20 protein-coding genes are annotated in these 17,139 nt (G+C 58.9%); 1 reads left to right on the plus strand and 19 read right to left on the minus strand.

What is annotated here, in order from left to right; genetic code table 11:
• Nucleotides 1-9 precede the first annotated feature (9 nt).
• The 19 genes from JFT86_RS00395 to JFT86_RS00485 form a co-directional block, all read right to left on the minus strand.
• Nucleotides 10-222: a tail protein X gene (locus JFT86_RS00395; RefSeq protein ID WP_201234989.1), complete on the minus strand. Its 213-nt coding sequence runs from the start codon at nucleotides 220-222 to the stop codon at nucleotides 10-12.
• The gene (locus tag JFT86_RS00400; RefSeq protein ID WP_201201134.1) at nucleotides 215-598 is read right to left on the minus strand and encodes a phage tail protein; all 384 of its coding nucleotides are present in this window, start codon (nucleotides 596-598) and stop codon (nucleotides 215-217) included. The genes JFT86_RS00395 and JFT86_RS00400 overlap by 8 nt, the downstream gene beginning before the upstream one ends.
• Nucleotides 598-2,574, minus strand: coding sequence for a phage tail tape measure protein (locus tag JFT86_RS00405; protein ID WP_201234990.1), 1,977 nt, complete (start codon nucleotides 2,572-2,574; stop codon nucleotides 598-600). Before JFT86_RS00405 ends, JFT86_RS00400 begins: the two co-directional genes overlap by 1 nt.
• Nucleotides 2,575-2,703: 129 nt before the next feature.
• Entirely contained in the window at nucleotides 2,704-3,285 is a 582-nt protein-coding gene (locus tag JFT86_RS00410; RefSeq protein WP_201234991.1) for a phage tail assembly protein, read from the minus strand.
• Nucleotides 3,286-3,496: 211 nt separating this feature from the next.
• The gene (locus JFT86_RS00415) at nucleotides 3,497-4,003 is read right to left on the minus strand and encodes a phage major tail tube protein (RefSeq protein WP_201234992.1); all 507 of its coding nucleotides are present in this window, start codon (nucleotides 4,001-4,003) and stop codon (nucleotides 3,497-3,499) included.
• Nucleotides 4,003-5,169 carry a phage tail protein gene (locus JFT86_RS00420; RefSeq protein ID WP_150604687.1) on the minus strand — a complete coding sequence of 389 codons (1,167 nt, stop codon included), beginning with the start codon at nucleotides 5,167-5,169 and terminating at the stop codon, nucleotides 4,003-4,005. Before JFT86_RS00420 ends, JFT86_RS00415 begins: the two co-directional genes overlap by 1 nt.
• A 2-nt stretch (nucleotides 5,170-5,171) precedes the next feature.
• Nucleotides 5,172-5,357 carry a hypothetical protein gene (locus JFT86_RS00425; RefSeq protein WP_201201129.1) on the minus strand — a complete coding sequence of 62 codons (186 nt, stop codon included), beginning with the start codon at nucleotides 5,355-5,357 and terminating at the stop codon, nucleotides 5,172-5,174.
• 234 nt (nucleotides 5,358-5,591) lie between these two features.
• Nucleotides 5,592-6,170, minus strand: a complete 579-nt coding sequence (locus JFT86_RS00430) for a phage tail protein (RefSeq protein ID WP_242489364.1) — start codon at nucleotides 6,168-6,170, stop codon at nucleotides 5,592-5,594.
• 9 nt (nucleotides 6,171-6,179) lie between these two features.
• Entirely contained in the window at nucleotides 6,180-7,793 is a 1,614-nt protein-coding gene (locus tag JFT86_RS29165; protein WP_242489465.1) for a phage tail protein, read from the minus strand.
• On the minus strand, nucleotides 7,794-8,429 hold the full coding sequence (locus JFT86_RS00440; RefSeq protein ID WP_201234993.1) for a phage tail protein I: 636 nt from the start codon (nucleotides 8,427-8,429) through the stop codon (nucleotides 7,794-7,796).
• A complete protein-coding gene (locus JFT86_RS00445) occupies nucleotides 8,426-9,421 on the minus strand; it encodes a baseplate J/gp47 family protein (RefSeq protein ID WP_201234994.1) in 996 nt (331 codons plus the stop codon). The genes JFT86_RS00440 and JFT86_RS00445 overlap by 4 nt, the downstream gene beginning before the upstream one ends.
• Nucleotides 9,418-9,750 (minus strand): phage baseplate protein, encoded by a 333-nt coding sequence (locus tag JFT86_RS00450; protein ID WP_201234995.1) that lies wholly within the window; start codon nucleotides 9,748-9,750, stop codon nucleotides 9,418-9,420. Before JFT86_RS00450 ends, JFT86_RS00445 begins: the two co-directional genes overlap by 4 nt.
• A 14-nt stretch (nucleotides 9,751-9,764) precedes the next feature.
• The gene (locus JFT86_RS00455; RefSeq protein ID WP_201234996.1) at nucleotides 9,765-10,373 is read right to left on the minus strand and encodes a phage baseplate assembly protein V; all 609 of its coding nucleotides are present in this window, start codon (nucleotides 10,371-10,373) and stop codon (nucleotides 9,765-9,767) included.
• Nucleotides 10,374-10,376: 3 nt separating this feature from the next.
• Entirely contained in the window at nucleotides 10,377-10,898 is a 522-nt protein-coding gene (locus JFT86_RS00460) for a hypothetical protein (protein WP_201234997.1), read from the minus strand.
• Between the two features lie 69 nt (nucleotides 10,899-10,967).
• Entirely contained in the window at nucleotides 10,968-11,306 is a 339-nt protein-coding gene (locus JFT86_RS00465) for a phage holin family protein (RefSeq protein ID WP_064393158.1), read from the minus strand.
• Between the two features lie 195 nt (nucleotides 11,307-11,501).
• Complete coding sequence (locus JFT86_RS00470; protein WP_201234270.1) at nucleotides 11,502-11,933, minus strand: tail fiber assembly protein; 432 nt, start codon at nucleotides 11,931-11,933, stop codon at nucleotides 11,502-11,504.
• A gap of 151 nt (nucleotides 11,934-12,084) precedes the next feature.
• Nucleotides 12,085-12,486, minus strand: a complete 402-nt coding sequence (locus JFT86_RS00475; protein ID WP_201234269.1) for a phage tail protein — start codon at nucleotides 12,484-12,486, stop codon at nucleotides 12,085-12,087.
• 97 nt (nucleotides 12,487-12,583) lie between these two features.
• Nucleotides 12,584-12,937, minus strand: a complete 354-nt coding sequence (locus JFT86_RS00480) for a tail fiber assembly protein (protein WP_201234268.1) — start codon at nucleotides 12,935-12,937, stop codon at nucleotides 12,584-12,586.
• A 639-nt stretch (nucleotides 12,938-13,576) separates the two neighbouring features.
• Nucleotides 13,577-14,311: an XRE family transcriptional regulator gene (locus JFT86_RS00485; RefSeq protein ID WP_201234998.1), complete on the minus strand. Its 735-nt coding sequence runs from the start codon at nucleotides 14,309-14,311 to the stop codon at nucleotides 13,577-13,579.
• Nucleotides 14,312-14,520: 209 nt separating this feature from the next.
• Between JFT86_RS00485 and mutS the strand changes: the two genes are divergently transcribed.
• Nucleotides 14,521-17,103, plus strand: coding sequence for a DNA mismatch repair protein MutS (gene mutS / locus JFT86_RS00490; RefSeq protein WP_201234999.1), 2,583 nt, complete (start codon nucleotides 14,521-14,523; stop codon nucleotides 17,101-17,103).
• Nucleotides 17,104-17,139: the final 36 nt, after the last annotated feature.

The following is a 17,139-nucleotide window of genomic DNA, read 5'->3' on the forward strand; positions in this document are numbered from 1 at the left end:
GCAGCCTCCTTAGTCCCAGGCCAGAACCGGTTTGATCGCAGCGGGTCTGCTGTCGAGTTCCGGCAGCGTCACCCAGACGCCCGCCGGCAAAACCGGTCCGTATTCGGCCAGGGTCGAATTGAGCTTCCACAACGCTGCGTCGGCCTGATCGTCTGAGCGACCGACCTCGCGGTAGAGCAACAGATTGACCGAATCGCCGGCCACGCTTCGTACTTTACGCATTGTTGAACTCCGCCAATTCGAGTACCCACTTGATCACCATCGCGGTGCCGTCATCGATGACCTCGCTCTGGTTTTCCTGAACGCTGGTGATCCGCCACAAACCCCAGTTGCGACCGATGCCGTCGATCAACGGCAGCGGTATTCTCAAGGCTTGCAGCGCACGCAGTTCATCGAGCCGTTCCATGGCCACGGCGTACATCGAGGTGCCGCCAATGGTCAGGGTTTCGGGCTTCTGCCCGGTCTGATGAGACTTGGGTTTGCTGGTAAGGATCGGCAATTCAGTCCAGCCACCATCGGATTTTCGCGCCAGCGTGCTGTAGGCAAATTCGCGGGACAGTCCGAAGATGAAACTGCCGAGTGCCATTTGTTGTTTCATCAGGCCACTCCATCGGTAAGGGCTGCGTCACGGCGGGTGCCGAGGGGGTTGCTGGACATCAGCGGTGTGAATTGGTTATCGAACTGACTTTGCAGATGCTGTGTGACCAGCAATCCGATGTTTTCCGAACTGCCGGGATCACTGCAGTACACCTGCACCGAAGGGGCGAAGGTGACATGTTGGTTGGAAGCCTGGGCGCTCGCCAGATCCTTGCTGACCTGGCCGGGTGCGGAGAGTGTGTCAGAGGCGATGACAACTAGCCTTTCACTCATGGCCGCTCCCGGGTCCCCGTCCGAGGCTGGAACAACCTGGGAAATCGTCCCCATGGCAACGCTCGATGGCCCCAGGCGGGGTGTATTGAGCAATAATGATTGCTCGCCGATTTCCACTTCCCTGGCGGTCGCGGGCGCCAGACTGGCGATCTCCGTCACCGGCGGATCCGTTGGAAGCTGCGTTGCAGAATCGGCGGTAGACGAAAGGTCCGGGGGGGTGGCGGACGCGCCGCCGGGTATCCGTTTGCGCAACCGGTCTTTCCCCTCATCGACAGCGGCGTCCAAAATCACATCGAAGATCTTTTTCAGCGCTGTTCCCACCGTGATGATCACGGCAGAAGTCGTCGGATGCTCCTCGGCGAATTCGCTCATGCTGTCGATGCTGGCACCGGCAACGCTCAGCGCCTGTGGAGAAGGTGACACTGCATTGGCGCTGGCGATGGCCAAACGCTCGCTTCGTGCACTCTGAGCGTTCCACTGTCCTTGCGGGGTATTGGAAAGCGCCAGGGCAGACTGGCGCACCGAACTCTGATCACCGACCTTCGAAGTGGCGTATTGGTCTTTGTCCTTCACTTGCGAGAAGGCCTCGTTGACGTCACCAAGGTTCTGCGACAGCAACTGCACGGCATTACCGCTATCGGCAAATAACGTCTGCGCCAACATGGCGCGTTGCTCGGCCGGTTTGGCGTTGAGCGCAGCAAGTACCGAGAGCACCGCACCTTGTGCATTTTGCTTGTCGGGATCATGCATCGCCGCGGTCACGGCCACCGGATCAAGCCCCAGTTGCTTCCACGCGCCACGCTCGGTGGCGGACACGTTGCCCCCTTTGTCCAGCGCGATGGAAATGCTCTTCAATACCTCGCCGGCATCGTCCTTCTTCGTCCCGCTGTTGAGCAAAGCTGCCGAAAGCGCGGCGGCTTGCTCAGGTTGCAGGCCCGCCGTGATCGCCGCATCACCCGACTGCTTGAGGACGGCACCGATGTCTGCCGGCTTGGCCCCCCCCGGCATTTTGCCGAGCTGGTTTGTCGCATCCGCAAGGTCAAACGCCTGATCTCGAGTGAGCTTCATCGAAGTGCGCCACACCGCCATCATTTCGGCGACTTCCATGGCCGGGACTTTGAAGGCTGACGCAACGACCGCAGCATCACCGGCGAAGTTGAGCAATTCAAACGGCTTGTCCGATGCATTGGTCAGCTCATTGCCGAACCATGCGTCAGCCGCCAGCGTCGCAACTTTGAGCAACTCTTGACCGCTGGTGCCGCCCGCCGCCACCAGTGGCGCACTGGCCATGATCAAGCTCGACACCGCCATTTCATTAGTCTGCTTTGGCGGCAGTTGCGCGGCGCTGACCAACTCGGCCGCAGCCGAGTACAAGTCAATTGCGGGTTTGAGACTCTCAGGCGCCTTGGCCCGCTCACTTGCCTCACCCGGCGGCGTCGCTTCGTGGGCGGCCTCGCCCTTCGCAGCGGTATTGAGCGGGATCGAACGCAGGTTGGACAACACCAGCCGCAACGCGTCGATCGCCGCCGTCAGCGAGCCGATCTTGCTGCTCGCCGTGTTGAGCGCCTGACTCAGGCTGGAAACCTGCTCGCGGGCAATTGCTCCTGTACCGGCGCTCGCCGCCGCCACATTCAAACGGCTGTTGCCGGGCGCAGCAGCACTGCGCTCATCGGCATTCATCGGCGCATATTTACTCTCTGCCATTGCCGCTCTACTCCTGTTTCACGCCAAGGCGAGTGATCGCTATGTCGTAGCGGCGCAACGCCTTTTCGGCGTCCCACTCCAGAATCTCCGCCTCACTTACCGGGTAAATGAGCGGCACGATATCGAGGATTACTTCGATGTCGCGTTCCGAAAGTAGGCCGCCGGCTGGTTTAAAAAATCGTCTATGCGCACCTGCAATTGCGCCCAGTCCGGGACGGTCAGTTGGGCCAGATCGGGGATCATCAGGCCGGCGCAATGGGCGGTGATGAACTCGGCGCGTTCCTTGGCCGTTTTCAGTTTCTTCATCACTTTGGTAGCGCGCAGCACTGGCATTTCCAGGCTCAGCGACGTCACGGTGCGGCCGGTCACAGCGAGCGGTTGCAGCAGCTGGATCTGATCGGGATCGGCAGATTTTTCCGCGTCTTCCACCTGATCGAGAAAGTACGAAGTCGGACGGGACGACATCTCGTGCACGTACTGGGCGATGCTCACATAGTCCGGGCGCTTGAGCTGGTCGAGTTCCTTGACCGACAGGCCGGTGGCGAGCAGCGCCAGCTCAAAGAACTGATCGTCTTCGTCATCACCGGCACGTTCCAGCGCTTCTTTTTGCGCGGCGTAGAACAGCGGTTTGAGCTGGATCTGTTCGATCTGCGAACCGTCATCGCCAGTGATTGGCGACAACAAGTCATGCTTGGGTGGCATCCACGACATGAATGAATTCCTTGGTGATTCTTGAGGGGTGTAGCAATTCCCTTGCAGGAGTGAGCTGTTGTGGCGAGGGGATTTATCCCCGATGGGTCGCGAAGCGGCCCCAGACTGGTATGAAAAATCAGACTTTGGGCTGCTACGCAGCCATCGGGGATAAATCCCCTCACCACAGGGCCCGCTCCCACAGGGTCAAGTGCCGGGCGCGCTTACAGCGTTACGGCATCAGCACCGCACGCCGCGCATCACCGAGGATGTCGACGCCGTTGAGCACGAACTTTTGGGTACGGACGTCGATGTCGATCACCGGCACGCCGTTTTCCAGGCGGTTGTAGGTGCGGCAGGACAGTTCGAGGTTGGTCTTGGGTTTCTCACCCATCTTCACCGCGGTCTCCTCAAGGGATTTCAGCTTGCCGCCGACGGTGTGGTAGGTGAACCAGGTGTTGCCGTCCTGATCCTGACCGGCTTCACGCACGTTCAGCAGGATGTCGTCGCCCAGCTTCACACCCAGTGCGAGCATGACTTCGGCGCCCATGCCTTGCAGGGTCAGCTTGGCGTTGAGCGCTTTGCCGCCCTTGGCCATTTCTTCGACGATGAAGCGGCCGCCACGCATCTCTTCCACATCGAATTCGATTTTCGGCGGGGTGAATTCTTCAACGGTCGCCGACAGCGGCAGGCCTTGCAGGGTGGCCGCGATGGCCTGGCGATTGCGGTTGGTAAACATTAGAGAACGTCCTCCAGGAACTGCTCGATGATTTCATCGCGGGCGTTGAGTTGATAAACCATGTGTTCGTTCGGCGCGTAGCGGCCGTAGTCGATGACCACGTACCAGGTGCCGTTCTTGTACTTCTCGACGCTGTTGAGTTCCGGGTGCAGATAGACGCTGCCGCCAGGAATGGTTTCGTCGGCGACCAGGGTCTGCAGCCAGTCGTTGATGCGCTTGACCTCTTGATCCATGAAGGATTTGGTGAGGTTCTTGGCCATGGCTTTCTGGCCGGCCTTGACCAGCTTGCGGCTGATCGCATCTTCAAGACCGACGTAGCTGATGAACTTGCCGGTGATCGAGCGGTTACCCAGCAGCGAGAAGCCACCGAGTACGGTGCGGGCGTAGTAGCTGACGCCGTAACGGTTGAGCAGATCGCCTTCGGTGGAGGTGTCGAGAATGTTGTATTCGACCACTCGCGAGACGTCTTCGGCGTAGGTCACCTGGTTGCCCGGGCTCTCCCACTGCTTGACCTTGGCCAACGCGGCAATCGCCAGACTGGACGGCGACAGGAAGACGTTTTTCTTCGCCGCTTTCGAGTACACGGCGGGCATGTTGTGCACCACCAGGCAACGGTCGAAACCGAGGTCGGCGCCGCCCAGTTCCTGGCTGTACAGCACTTGATCCGCGACCGAAGCGTCCTTGCCGTCCAGCACGACACGGGCCTTGATGCGCTTGCCGAACGAGGCGAACTCGCTGGCCACCGCTTTGGTGCCGGTGAAGCCCGGCGCGCCGATGATGGTCAGGTCTTCCGGGACACTGCCCAGTGCAGCCAGACCGAGCTTGCGGCCGGTCGCCGGTTCAACACCGCCGATCACTGCGTTAACGGTGTCGGCCGGGGTCGCGCCCGCTTCGACGATGACCACGTAGACCGGCACCTTGACCACTTTAAGGATCTGGTAGACCGCGTGGTACAGGGTGCCCTCTTCCGAACCGGTCGGATCAAGCAGCGCGTGGGTGGTGAAGCTGTTGATGCGGAACGGCGCGTTACGCGGAATCAGCGGATCGGCCTTCGGCGCGGTGCCGACCAGACCGATGACGTTGTCACCCAGGCCACCCATGGCCTCGGGGGATTCAGTGGCATTGACGGTAATGCCGTTGTGCTCGAAGTTCAAAACCTCAGCCATGGTTAGTCAGCCTTCTTGGCAGCGGCCTTTTTGGCCTGAGTGGAGGGAGTTTTCAGTTCCAGTCGACCGGCGAACTGCAAGGCACTGGCCTCGACGTCGAGCAGATCAAGGTCTTGACCGACGCTCGACCAGTGCCCACCACCGGTGGGGAATGGGACGAGCACGGTGTAGGTTTGGCGGGTTGCCATTTTTCGTTTCTCCATAAACGGGAAAGCCTCTCGGAAGGAGGGGCTTGGCGGGTGTTGAATGTATTGGCCGTCAAATAAAACGCCCCGATAAACGGGACGTTTTATGAGGTGCCGGTTCAGGCTGAATCCGGCTGGTACCGGCAGTACCAGGATCCGTCTGGGTGATGAGCTCAGGGGTCCGTGCACTCCTTGGACTATTCGCTCTGCGGAACTAAAGACGTACGACGCGCACCTTTAACCCTGCGCACGTTCAACGCCAGCAGTGGCCGCTTGAATAGCCTTGACTGCTTTGTCGACGATCTGTCGGGCTTCATCGATTGCACCAATTGCAATCCTCGCCTTGATCAGCTCTTTCGCCTCCAGACGTCTTTCGCGGATCAGGTAAAGGACCTCCGCGTACCTTGTGGCCTCGATCAGGATATCGTCGGCCGCTTCCTGAGACGTTCGGCCCGAGATTGCCCAGGCAGCAACACTGCGTGGTACCGCATTTTCGGGGTAGCCGGCGTCTTTGAAAGCTTGCGCCTCGGCCGCGACGCGTTCGTATTCGATCGCCCGGAGTGGATCGACTGCAAAATTCCGCCGCGCCTGGTCGGCGTAGTTATCAATCCTCGCGCACAGGTCAGCGACGGTAGGCACCGGCTCGCCGTCATGCTCCCATTGGCCTTTCCATTCGCCGGCATCACTGATTCGCTCACCTTTGAATCGCGGATTCCAGCAAGGTTGAGGCAGTTGGACAGCCGTCCAGTTTACGGACCCGTCCGGGGCATCGGTGGCATAGAGAAATCGCCCGGTTTGATCAATGACAAAAATCATATTGCCCCCTTAAATCGCTTGAACACAGAAACAGAACTGGCAGCGATAACCACTCACGCCCGACGTCGATCCAATCGAGTAGTCCAGGACAACTTCGCCCGTGGTTTCCGCGCGCCACGACAACAAACCGAACCCAAGCTGACCACTGGTCGCCCAACCGCCTGGACCGCTCACTCTGCTGAGGGGACGAAAGCCCGGTGGAAGCGTGAACATGACCAACGCATCGGCACCGTTACTGACCCAGCGCGCGGCATCGACGCTCACATAGACGTTGCCATTGGCTCTCCAGTATCGGGAGGAATGGTTGTCGGTGAAGCCGTTGATAAATGCTGGAACCTGGAGGTTAGCCGCAGAGAAGTTGGCGAACGCAGTGCTGACAACGCTGTTGGTCTGGCCTTGGGTATAGCTATCGACAATTCCGTAGCCCGCCAATGTATTGGGTTTTCCTGAGCTGATCTTGCTCCAGTCCAGAGCGGGGATATCCGATGCAATCAGGTTCCCGCCGCTGGTAGCCAACCCTTTGGCATTGACGGCAATTTTTGTGTAAGTGCCGGCAGAAACGCCCGAGTCGGCCAACGCTAGGGAAATGTTGGCGTTTGCCGAGCCGTCAAACGTAGTGCTACCGCTCGCTGCGCCGGAAATGGCAATACTGCGCGCCGTTTCAAGCTTACGAGCGGCAACCGCTGTTCCGTTGATCCCGAGGGCATCAGTGATGCCAAATCCAGCCAGCGTTTGCGGATTCGCACCGGCAGTCGCCCGGCCATATTCATCAACGGTCAGACTCTTGTAAGTCCCGGCAGCAATCCCGGTGCGCCCGGCCAACATCTTGAAAGTCAGCGCAGTCGTGCCAAGTGCAATCGGCGCATTGGTGGTCAGGTGCCACAGCGAATCACCGTTCGCCGTGCCCTCTTCCACCATGACTGTCAGGCCCGGCGTGACCTTGGCGCTGCTGTTGGCATCGGTTGCCCGCACCCAGTCACCGTTGGCGACAATCCACAGGCCGTTATCCTTGGCCAGCGTCTGATTCGGCAGCAACACGCGGTCGCCGGCAATCACAGCCACACCGTCAATCTGCTGCGCGCCGCTCAGCACCACATTGGCGGTTGCGGCGACACGCACCGATTGCTTGCCATCCAGTTTGCCAAGCTCTTCGGCGAGATAGCTCATGACCCACGCACGAGTCGCCTTGACCACAGTGTCATCAATCAACAACGTCACCAGCGATGCATTACTGGTCTCGAAAATCGAGCGAATGTAGAACTCTTTCCCCGAGCCGGACGTGGCCAGCACCGGTTTGAACGACTCCGGATATTTGACGATGGCGTAGAGAATCCCTGTGTCAGTCCACAGCCCCGCTTCACGCACATACCAGCCGCCAACATCCGGCGGAATGGTCACTTCGGCGAGCAGCCAGCTCGGATTTTTCTCGTCCTGGAACAGCGCGTTGAGCGGCCCGCGCCAGACTTCACGTGCAAGCGCGGTGGCAGTTGCGGCCGGGTTGTAGACTTTGCCGTTACCATCGCCGACGGAAATCTGCGTCAACTTGATCGGCGTACCCGCGGCCTTGCACGCCGTTTCGTAGGCAATCCCTGCGTTGGTGAGCAGGGTGTAATAGTCAGCCATTCAGGCCCCCTGAGGATAAATAGTGGATGTTTCGACGGTGTACATGCCAGCGGCCATGAACGCCTCTCCCGAGGCTTCAAGCCCTTCGATGAACACCGGATAAACCGTGGTCAATTCGCCACAGAAAGTCGCGGCACCGATGACGTGATTGCCGAAAGCGCTCAAACCGACCGAAACCGACAGCACATCCCGTTCGCTTTTGGCATCAGCCAGACGTCGGTCGAGACGGGCGTCGATTTCTTCGCTGTAGGGTTGGTCGCTGAAGGCCCGCACGGAAAAGCTGTAAGGCGCGCCGGGCGGTGTCTGTTCGTACCAGGCGCGGATTTCCGGGCGCAGTTGCAAACCCTTGGCGGCGTTTTCCAATGCCTTGCGAGTGCCGGCCTGGCGCGCGGTGGGCCAGGCGAGTTCGACGGTCAGGCGTTTTTCCGCTTCCGCTGCGGCGGTGCTCCATTCGGCGACGCCGCGATCCGCTGCCAGATACGGCAGAAACGCGACTGGCGTATCACTGGGATTCATCAGCTCGGGAAACGGCGGTGCGATGCGATCCAATAAAGCGCCGAAGCCCAGATCCAGTCCACGCTCCAGCGCCGAACTGTTGGCCGGCAACAGCGTCGGTCGCTGATTCTGATCACTCATAGTGTCAGCACCTCGACTTCAATGGCCGTGCAGTACGGCGCTTCAAAAGCGCTACACACGATGGGCGTCAGCGGTTCCAGAATCTGCAATTGCACGGCCCCCGCGCTGTGCAGCGTGTAGTCGATCCAGCTCGGATCGACTCGCCCTTCAAGGCGATGGCAACTGTCGGCGTAAGCCTGCAATTGCTGCTGCGCGGCGACTTTGGTCAGGCCGGAATCGGGGCCGGAGTTGATCTTGGCGACAACGCGGATCTTGTAGCGCTGAATGTCGGCAGCCTTGACGGTGACGAGGTCGGTTTCCGGTCGAACATCGGGCCGGGCGAAGTGCTGACGAACACCTTCGAGCAAGGCTGGCGAAGGCGTGCCGTCGTCATCCCGCGAGAGTACGGTAACCTGCACTTCGCCGGGCGCGGTGCGGCGACCATTGCCGTCCTTGACCTGCGCTGCGAGACCATCGGGATTGAAGGTGTAGGTGACGTTGACCACACCGGCTTCGGTGGATTCGACGTTCACCGTCGGTCGTTCGCCGAGGGTGAAAACCTCCCGGCGATACTGCATCCGCGAACCCGCCGCCGGAGCATGAGGCGCCAGGTAATAACGCAGCCGCGCATCGTCGTCGCTTTCAAAAATCGCCGGCACTGGCGGGAACGCTGCCGGGTCGCCTGGGTCGAGCAACTGCCGCTCCAGGCCCATGTCCGCCAACCGTGCATCGAGGTTACTGCCGGTCGCCCACCACGCCAGCATCTGCTTGATGCGGGCGTTGTATTTGCGTTCGTGGGTTTGCAGCCGGACGCAGAATGCCTCCAGTGCCAGGGTCAGCAGTTCGCTTTCGTTTTCCAGGCTGGTCTTGAGTTTTGCTGCGCTGTCCGGCGACCGGGCGCCGACGTACTCGATGACAAAAGTCTTGAACTCGGCGAGCAGGTCTTCGAAGGCCTCGACGGTGATCAGCGCGGGTTCAGCCAATTGATTCTGGCCGGGGATCAACATGCTCATGTCACTACCTCGAAAGTCTGTTGACGGTTTTTCCAGGTGCCGGCGAAACGCAGCAGCAGGCCGGCGCCTTGTCGCGTGGCGACGATCACCTGCGGCTGAAAATCATCGATGCCGTTTTGCTTGTTGTAAAACGCTTGCGCTGCGTGGCTCTGCGCCAGCAGCAGGACGTCATCACCGAGGTTTTGCCCGAGCAACGTGGGGATCAACGAACCATAAAGGGGCCTTTTTTGCCGAGTGCCCAGCGGCGTGGTCAGGGCCCGGGTCGCGCGCTGCACAAACTGCAGCCAGTCGTCGACCGTGGCCCCGCTGTCTCTATCGATTCCGATCATGGGAGGCTTCTTAATCAGGGGCTGATAACGCGGCCCTGGTGATCGACCAACGGGCCGCTGAAGTGCACGCCTGAGGCGTCGAGGGTCAGGCCGACGGCGCCCAGTTGCAGTGTGATCACCTGTGGGGTCATCGCCAGTTGTGCCGGGCCGATGCTCAGTTGCAGCGATTCGCGAGACCCATTGAAAGCCGCCGGGCCGTTAAGCCAATTCAGCGTGTGCGTGGCGTCGTCATAACCGCTTTCGCTGCCGTCCTGATGCACGCGGCGCGTCAGCGTCGGCACAGTCGAGGTCGGCGGAAAACGGTCACTGTTCAAGCCGAACAGCGCCACGCTTTGTGCGCCACTTTCACCGCTGCCGTAGTTGAGCAGCAGACATTGCTCGCCCACGGACGGGATCCGCGATTCGCTTTGTGCACCAGCACTCGGGTTGAAAAACTTGATGGCCGGCGTCAGCAAACCGCCGTGGCTCACCTGACAGGTGTTGCTGGCGGCATCGACTGTCTGACAGATGCCAATGCGACAGAAACTCTCGGCGCGGCGGTGCAGGTCTTCGATTTCCGCTTCCATCTCGGCCAGCCGTTCGATGATCGGGCCTAGTTGCATGCGCAGTATTGCGTCGAACATCGCTCAGGCCTCCAGCGCGGTGTATTGGTCGGGGTCGTCGATGTTGCTGACTTCCCAGGTGCGGGCAAATTTCGGCGTACCCAGCGGATCGTCGAGCAGTGTCGGGCCGAGGTAGAGGGTCTGGTTGAATGTCAGCGTCCAGGCCTTGTATTGCTGCTCGGCACGGATGAGCAATGAGGGCAAACCATCAATGTTCATCGGTAGATCGCATTGATCGCCGGGCAGGTTCCAACGGTTGTCGGTGATCAGGTTCTTCAGCACGGCGATCAGATCGCACGCTGCAAATGCCGTCGCGGAAAGCGCCGGGATGACTTGCAATGACAGCGTCATCACATGGGCAATTCGCCCATCAGCAGCGCGCACTCCCGATGCATTGCGGTCGAAATCGATCAATACCCAGGACTGGTCGCCGGGAGCATTAAAGTCAGCGTGAACGCCGACATTGAGGTGGAGTCCGGCGGAGTTACGCAGCGTTGTCGCGATGGCTGTGAACAGTTGCGACGGCTGCTGGATCGGTGTGGGCATACATGACCTCCTTTTCGATCGTCCACGCGAAGCCCTGCCGCCAGAACGGCGGCATGGAAACAGTCAAGGTTAAGGTTGGTCGCGCGGCGGGACTTCGCAGACGCCGATCCGCTTGGCGGCCCAGCGTTCATACAGACCGATGGCCACGTCGGCGCCGGCCATGGCGGTCAGGCAACCGAATGCGCCGGCGGCCCAGATCGACATGCCCGCGGCATACAACAGCATGATCGCCGAGACGCCGCAGATCATGCAGGCGCCGGAGCGCAGAGCCAGACGGCGTAACAGCGGCCAGCCGCGAGCGCCCTCCTTGTCGGCCCGCCACATTTCGCCAGACACCCCGCCCACTACAGCGAGGAGTATGACCAGCCAGATCGGCATGTCTGCCAACGCTTGTTGCTCGGTTGTCATGTCACTCCTCCCGATGTGATTGATGTGTGTTGATTCAAACGATGTCTCTGAAAGCGGGTATTCCAGGAATGCCCGCAAGTTGTGCCTTGTCCAGTGATAACGCACGATCCGATAGTGCAAGTCATGCAGAAAAACCCGGCAATAAACCCGGTTTTTCCGCATGCATTCAAAGACCCGTGCAGATATCGATTTGCATCAGAACGGAGCAGTTGGCCAATTGAGCGCCGTTGGATAACCCGGTTGATCGTTAATCTCACTCAAGTCAACGATGTACTGTTTGTAGGCTTGCCACTGCGCTACCTCTGCCTGGCTTGCAGCACCAAGCTCTACCCGGTACTGCATGGGGTTATACGTCAGCCAACTGGCCGCAGTTTCAAAACGTTGTTTCTTGCGGGAAACGGCAATGGCAACGTAGTCCCCATAGACGGGTTGTACAAAGACCGGTTCCGAACCGAGGTATTTGTATATCAAGCCAACTTGAGCCGCTGGGTTTGCGGTGACATCCATCCAGTAGTCCATTCCGCCTGATTGTCCAGGAAGTGGCGGATTACTTTCAGCCTCCACGATTTGGCTGACCAGATAAAAGCTGTACCCGCTGATCAACTCCATCAGTGCATAACGATTCATTCCAATTTCCTTTTGTTTATATAACTAAGTCCTGCTCTGTACGACGTTCATTGCAGGGGGTCTGCTCAAACGAGCATTCCAAAAAGCCCGGCGCTCGGGCAGGGATTTTCAGTAATGCACAACCGGCTTCGGACTGCCGCGCCCAGTTGAATTAGAACGGAGCAACCGGCCAGTTTACGATTTGTGGATAACCGGCTTGCTTGTTGATATCGCTGATGGCAATGGCATACAGCTTGCAATCCTGCAACAACGTCACATCGGCCAGATCGGCGACGCCAAGATCGACCTTGAACTGCGCAGAACTTAGAAGCAGGCGGTTATCAATGTCTCTTAACCGCATCAGCGATTCATAGTTGATCTCGCTGATCAGCTCCGCGTTGGTTGTTTTTGTGAATGTCCAGCCGCCGTTGAAGGAAGCGCGATCATTCACTGCAACTTCCGTGTTGCCGGTTACATCAACCCAGGTGTCAAAGGGCGACGCCGTACCCGGCATCTCTTCACTCTCTACCAAACGGGTAACTTTCGATCCTTGTACGAGCGCAAATAGATGCATTCCATAACTCCTTGAATTGGTATTTCCAGAAGACGCATTCATCTTCAGATTTTCCGGTTATGCACCGAACCTTTCAGCAAAGGCTTCATTCACAAAGTCAGAACGAAGCGGCGGGCCAATTGATCGAGGATGGATATCCGGATTGGTTTACGATTTCGCTGACAGCGATGGCGTATTGTTTGCAAGAAATCAATGTCGCCTCGTCAGCTGCAGTAGCGGTGCCGAGATCTACTTTGTATTGCAATGGGTTGAACGTCAGTCGGCGCACGACCTCATTGAAGCGCTCCTGCATGTAATTAGTGGCCAGGCTCAACTGATCATCATAAGTCGGCGCCGAGAAGACCCAGCCTCTGTCGAAGAAACACTCAACCTTCCATCCAACTTGAATAGCGGTATTACTTGTTACATCGTGCCAATTGCCTTGAACCCCATCCGGGCCGGCCGTTGGCATGCCTTCGTTGGTTTACAGCACTTTCGTGACAGTCAAATAAGGAGTTTTATAAAAGGTTGGAACAGATGCATAGCGTTTCATAGGCTTTCTCTTGAGTCATTTTTATCGAATGGACGTTTCTATTCTGCACAACAGCTGCGGGCCTGAAATTATTGGCCTACTGTTAACCTCCCCAGGTCGGCATTCCAAAAAGCCCGGTTATGCACCGGGCTTTTCAGTAATGCGCTCCTTCGCCTTCCTTCAAATCCTGTAAACCAGAAGGAAGCTGACTTTTCGGCGCTACTGGCGCGGTACGAGTCCATTCAAATTGTTTTTCCGACCGCGGTCCCTGCCCGCCGGATAACTGCTTCTGGTGCTTTACGCTGCACACCCGGGTCAGTTGCCAACCCTCTGAACCGTTGAGGCCGGTTCATCGCTGCCTGTTCTGTTGGAACTAAAGAGCTTTCGTTTCCAGCCGCTTTGTCGAGCGGCTTGGTGGCTATATTATGCATGTATGCATATCCAGTCAATGCGCAAATGCATTTATTTATGCGTGATAAATGCACTCGCGCATGGAGGCCGCATAAATCAAGGCGTTGAGGGTTTCGTATGGACGAAAAAAACCCGCCGATGGGCGGGTTCTAAGCAAAAGGGATGTGGTTAACGGGCGTACATGCCCCACCAGAAGACGTGACCGAGGATGACGATCTGCTCTTCCTGGATTTCCTGGAAGCTGTAGTCCTCATCCGGATGCTCGTCACGATTGAAGCTGCGCAGACGGATGCCGGTAGGCAGGCGATAGAGTTGCTTCACCCGCAGTTGGCCATTGTGGTTGATCGCGTACAAATCACCGTCAATGATGTCGCCGATCCCGCACTTACCTGCGTTCACGCCAACGGTGGCACCGTCCCGCAGTACCGGCAACATGCTGTTGCCGCGTACCGTCACGCATTTGGCCTGGTCGAACTGCACACCGTTATGGCGCAGGCTGCGCTTGCCGAAGCGCAGGCTAGAGCGCTCGCTCTCTTCGATGACGAATCTTCCTGATCCTGCTGCCAATTCAACCTCGCGAAGAAACGGCACCGATACCTCGTCGTCATCGACAGGGGTATCGTCGTCCCACAGCATTATGTCCCTGAGTTCCGCGTGCACGTCATCACGCGCGGCAGCGGCCGACGGCGCAACATCCGCGCGCCCGCGCAACTGATCGGTGCTTACATTGAAATACTCGGCGATCTTCGAGATATGTTTATCCGAAGGATCGACGATCTTCCCGCTGAGAATCCGCGAGAGAGTGGATTGAGGCACGCTGGTGCGACGGTGGAGCTCCGTGGGGGAGATCCCGTGCTGGTCGAGCAGTGCTCTTAAGACGGAGGATACGTTGCGTTTTTGCATAACGCGCATAGTGCTTGAAGTTTTTCGCGAAGACAAATGCTGATTTGCATAAAACGTGCATAAGTCATCAATTCAGCGCAAAAAGTGTCAACGAGCCGTCATGCCTGCGTCGGGCAGACCGCCCATGGTAACCTTGCGCCCATCGCGGAAAAGCCCGGCGGTTGCCCCGCTTTTGCCCCACATCTTTTAACGAGTTGCCTGACAATCCGATGAATAAAGCCGTCTCCGACCTGTCCTCCCACACCCCGATGATGCAGCAGTACTGGCGCCTGAAGAACCAGCACCCGGATCAGCTGATGTTCTATCGCATGGGCGACTTCTACGAGATCTTCTACGAAGACGCGAAGAAGGCCGCCAAGTTGCTCGACATCACCCTGACCGCGCGCGGGCAGTCGGCGGGACAGGCGATTCCGATGTGTGGGATTCCTTACCACGCAGCAGAAGGTTATCTGGCGAAACTGGTCAAGCTCGGCGAGTCGGTGGTGATCTGCGAGCAGGTCGGCGATCCGGCTACCAGCAAAGGCCCGGTGGAACGTCAGGTAGTGCGGATCCTCACGCCGGGTACGGTCAGTGATGAAGCGCTTCTCGACGAGCGCCGCGACAACCTGATCGCTGCACTGCTGGGTGACGAGCGCCTGTTCGGTCTGGCCGTGCTGGACATCACCAGCGGCAGTTTCAGCGTGTCGGAAATCAAAGGCTGGGAGAATCTGCTCGCGGAACTGGAGCGGATCAATCCGGTTGAATTGCTGATCCCGGATGACTGGCCAAGGGACCTGCCAGCGGAAAAACGCCGCGGCGTCAGTCGTCGTGCGCCGTGGGATTTCGAGCGTGATTCGGCGCTGAAAAGCCTTTGCCAGCAGTTCTCCACCCAAGACCTTAAGGGCTTTGGTTGCGAGAACCTGACCCTGGCCATCGGCGCCGCCGGTTGCCTGCTGGCCTACGCGAAAGAAACCCAGCGCACCGCCCTGCCCCATTTGCGTAGCCTGCGCCACGAACGTCTGGATGACACCGTGGTGCTCGACGGCGCGAGCCGGCGCAACCTGGAACTCGATACCAACCTGGCCGGTGGCCGCGACAACACCCTGCAATCGGTGGTCGATCGCTGCCAGACCGCCATGGGCAGTCGCTTGCTGACTCGCTGGCTGAACCGTCCGCTGCGCGACCTGACGGTGTTGCTGGCCCGCCAGACCTCGATCACTTGCCTGCTCGACGGTTATCGTTTCGAAAAACTGCAACCGCAGCTCAAGGAAATTGGCGACATCGAGCGGATTCTCGCGCGAATCGGCCTGCGCAATGCCCGCCCGCGTGACCTTGCTCGCCTGCGTGACGCGCTCGGCGCGCTGCCCGAATTGCAAGTGGCGATGACTGACCTGGAAGCGCCGCACCTGCAACGTCTCGCCACAACCACCAGCACCTATCCGGAACTCGCGGCGCTGCTGGAAAAAGCCATTATCGATAACCCGCCAGCGGTGATCCGTGACGGCGGCGTGCTGAAAACCGGTTACGACAGTGAGCTCGATGAACTGCAATCGCTGAGCGAGAACGCCGGCCAGTTCCTGATTGATCTGGAAGCCCGAGAGAAGGCTCGCACCGGCCTGTCGCACTTGAAAGTCGGCTACAACCGCATTCACGGCTACTTCATCGAACTGCCGAGCAAGCAGGCAGAGTCGGCTCCGGCAGACTACATCCGGCGCCAGACGCTGAAAGGCGCCGAACGCTTCATCACGCCTGAACTGAAAGAGTTCGAAGACAAGGCGCTGTCGGCCAAGAGCCGTGCCCTCGCCCGCGAGAAGATGCTCTACGAAGCGCTGCTGGAAGACCTGATCAGCCAATTGCCACCGTTGCAGGACACCGCCGGCGCTCTTGCCGAACTGGACGTGCTGAGCAACCTCGCCGAACGTGCGCTGAATCTTGATCTGAACTGCCCGCGTTTCGTCAGCGAGCCGTGCATGCGCATCACGCAGGGTCGCCACCCGGTGGTCGAGCAAGTCTTGACCACGCCGTTTGTGGCGAACGACCTGAGCCTGGACGACAACACACGGATGCTGGTGATCACTGGCCCGAACATGGGCGGTAAATCCACCTACATGCGCCAGACTGCATTGATCGTGCTGTTGGCGCACATCGGCAGCTTCGTGCCGGCAGCCAGTTGCGAGCTGTCGCTGGTGGACCGGATTTTCACCCGGATCGGCTCCAGCGATGACCTGGCCGGTGGCCGTTCGACCTTCATGGTCGAGATGAGCGAAACCGCCAACATCCTGCATAACGCCACCGAACGCAGCCTGGTGTTGATGGACGAAGTCGGTCGCGGCACCAGCACCTTCGACGGTTTGTCGCTGGCTTGGGCTGCTGCTGAGCGTCTGGCGCATCTGCGTGCCTATACTCTATTTGCTACGCACTACTTCGAACTGACCGTGTTGCCGGAAGCCGAACCGTTGGTGGCCAACGTGCATCTCAACGCCACCGAACACAATGAGCGCATCGTTTTCCTGCACCATGTGTTGCCGGGGCCTGCCAGCCAGAGCTACGGCCTGGCGGTGGCGCAACTGGCCGGTGTGCCGAGTGAAGTCATCGTGCGCGCACGTGAGCACTTGAGCCGGCTGGAAGAAACCGCATTGCCGCATGAGGCGCCGAAGCCTGTCGCCAAAGGCAAGCCAGCCACTCCGCAGCAAAGCGACATGTTTGCGAGCCTGCCACACCCGGTGCTCGATGAGCTGGCCAAACTGGATGTCGATGACCTGACGCCACGTCGCGCGCTCGAATTGTTATATGCACTTAAGAACCGGATCTAAGCACTAAAGAACCGGATATAACGCAAACGGCTTCAA

Source organism: Pseudomonas sp. TH06 (assembly GCF_016651305.1).
Taxonomy (GTDB): Bacteria; Pseudomonadota; Gammaproteobacteria; order Pseudomonadales; family Pseudomonadaceae; genus Aquipseudomonas.

What these genes read in the sequence shown, in the direction of transcription:
- JFT86_RS00395 (WP_201234989.1), bottom strand. Translation starts at nt 222, where the DNA reads ATGCGTAAAGTACGAAGCGTGGCCGGCGATTCGGTCAATCTGTTGCTC.
- JFT86_RS00400 (WP_201201134.1), bottom strand. Translation starts at nt 598, where the DNA reads ATGAAACAACAAATGGCACTCGGCAGTTTCATCTTCGGACTGTCCCGC.
- JFT86_RS00405 (WP_201234990.1), bottom strand. Translation starts at nt 2,574, where the DNA reads ATGGCAGAGAGTAAATATGCGCCGATGAATGCCGATGAGCGCAGTGCT.
- JFT86_RS00410 (WP_201234991.1), bottom strand. Translation starts at nt 3,285, where the DNA reads ATGTCGTGGATGCCACCCAAGCATGACTTGTTGTCGCCAATCACTGGC.
- JFT86_RS00415 (WP_201234992.1), bottom strand. Translation starts at nt 4,003, where the DNA reads ATGTTTACCAACCGCAATCGCCAGGCCATCGCGGCCACCCTGCAAGGC.
- JFT86_RS00420 (WP_150604687.1), bottom strand. Translation starts at nt 5,169, where the DNA reads ATGGCTGAGGTTTTGAACTTCGAGCACAACGGCATTACCGTCAATGCC.
- JFT86_RS00425 (WP_201201129.1), bottom strand. Translation starts at nt 5,357, where the DNA reads ATGGCAACCCGCCAAACCTACACCGTGCTCGTCCCATTCCCCACCGGT.
- JFT86_RS00430 (WP_242489364.1), bottom strand. Translation starts at nt 6,170, where the DNA reads ATGATTTTTGTCATTGATCAAACCGGGCGATTTCTCTATGCCACCGAT.
- JFT86_RS29165 (WP_242489465.1), bottom strand. Translation starts at nt 7,793, where the DNA reads ATGGCTGACTATTACACCCTGCTCACCAACGCAGGGATTGCCTACGAA.
- JFT86_RS00440 (WP_201234993.1), bottom strand. Translation starts at nt 8,429, where the DNA reads ATGAGTGATCAGAATCAGCGACCGACGCTGTTGCCGGCCAACAGTTCG.
- JFT86_RS00445 (WP_201234994.1), bottom strand. Translation starts at nt 9,421, where the DNA reads ATGAGCATGTTGATCCCCGGCCAGAATCAATTGGCTGAACCCGCGCTG.
- JFT86_RS00450 (WP_201234995.1), bottom strand. Translation starts at nt 9,750, where the DNA reads ATGATCGGAATCGATAGAGACAGCGGGGCCACGGTCGACGACTGGCTG.
- JFT86_RS00455 (WP_201234996.1), bottom strand. Translation starts at nt 10,373, where the DNA reads ATGTTCGACGCAATACTGCGCATGCAACTAGGCCCGATCATCGAACGG.
- JFT86_RS00460 (WP_201234997.1), bottom strand. Translation starts at nt 10,898, where the DNA reads ATGCCCACACCGATCCAGCAGCCGTCGCAACTGTTCACAGCCATCGCG.
- JFT86_RS00465 (WP_064393158.1), bottom strand. Translation starts at nt 11,306, where the DNA reads ATGACAACCGAGCAACAAGCGTTGGCAGACATGCCGATCTGGCTGGTC.
- JFT86_RS00470 (WP_201234270.1), bottom strand. Translation starts at nt 11,933, where the DNA reads ATGAATCGTTATGCACTGATGGAGTTGATCAGCGGGTACAGCTTTTAT.
- JFT86_RS00475 (WP_201234269.1), bottom strand. Translation starts at nt 12,486, where the DNA reads ATGCATCTATTTGCGCTCGTACAAGGATCGAAAGTTACCCGTTTGGTA.
- JFT86_RS00480 (WP_201234268.1), bottom strand. Translation starts at nt 12,937, where the DNA reads ATGCCAACGGCCGGCCCGGATGGGGTTCAAGGCAATTGGCACGATGTA.
- JFT86_RS00485 (WP_201234998.1), bottom strand. Translation starts at nt 14,311, where the DNA reads ATGCAAAAACGCAACGTATCCTCCGTCTTAAGAGCACTGCTCGACCAG.
- mutS (WP_201234999.1), top strand. Translation starts at nt 14,521, where the DNA reads ATGAATAAAGCCGTCTCCGACCTGTCCTCCCACACCCCGATGATGCAG.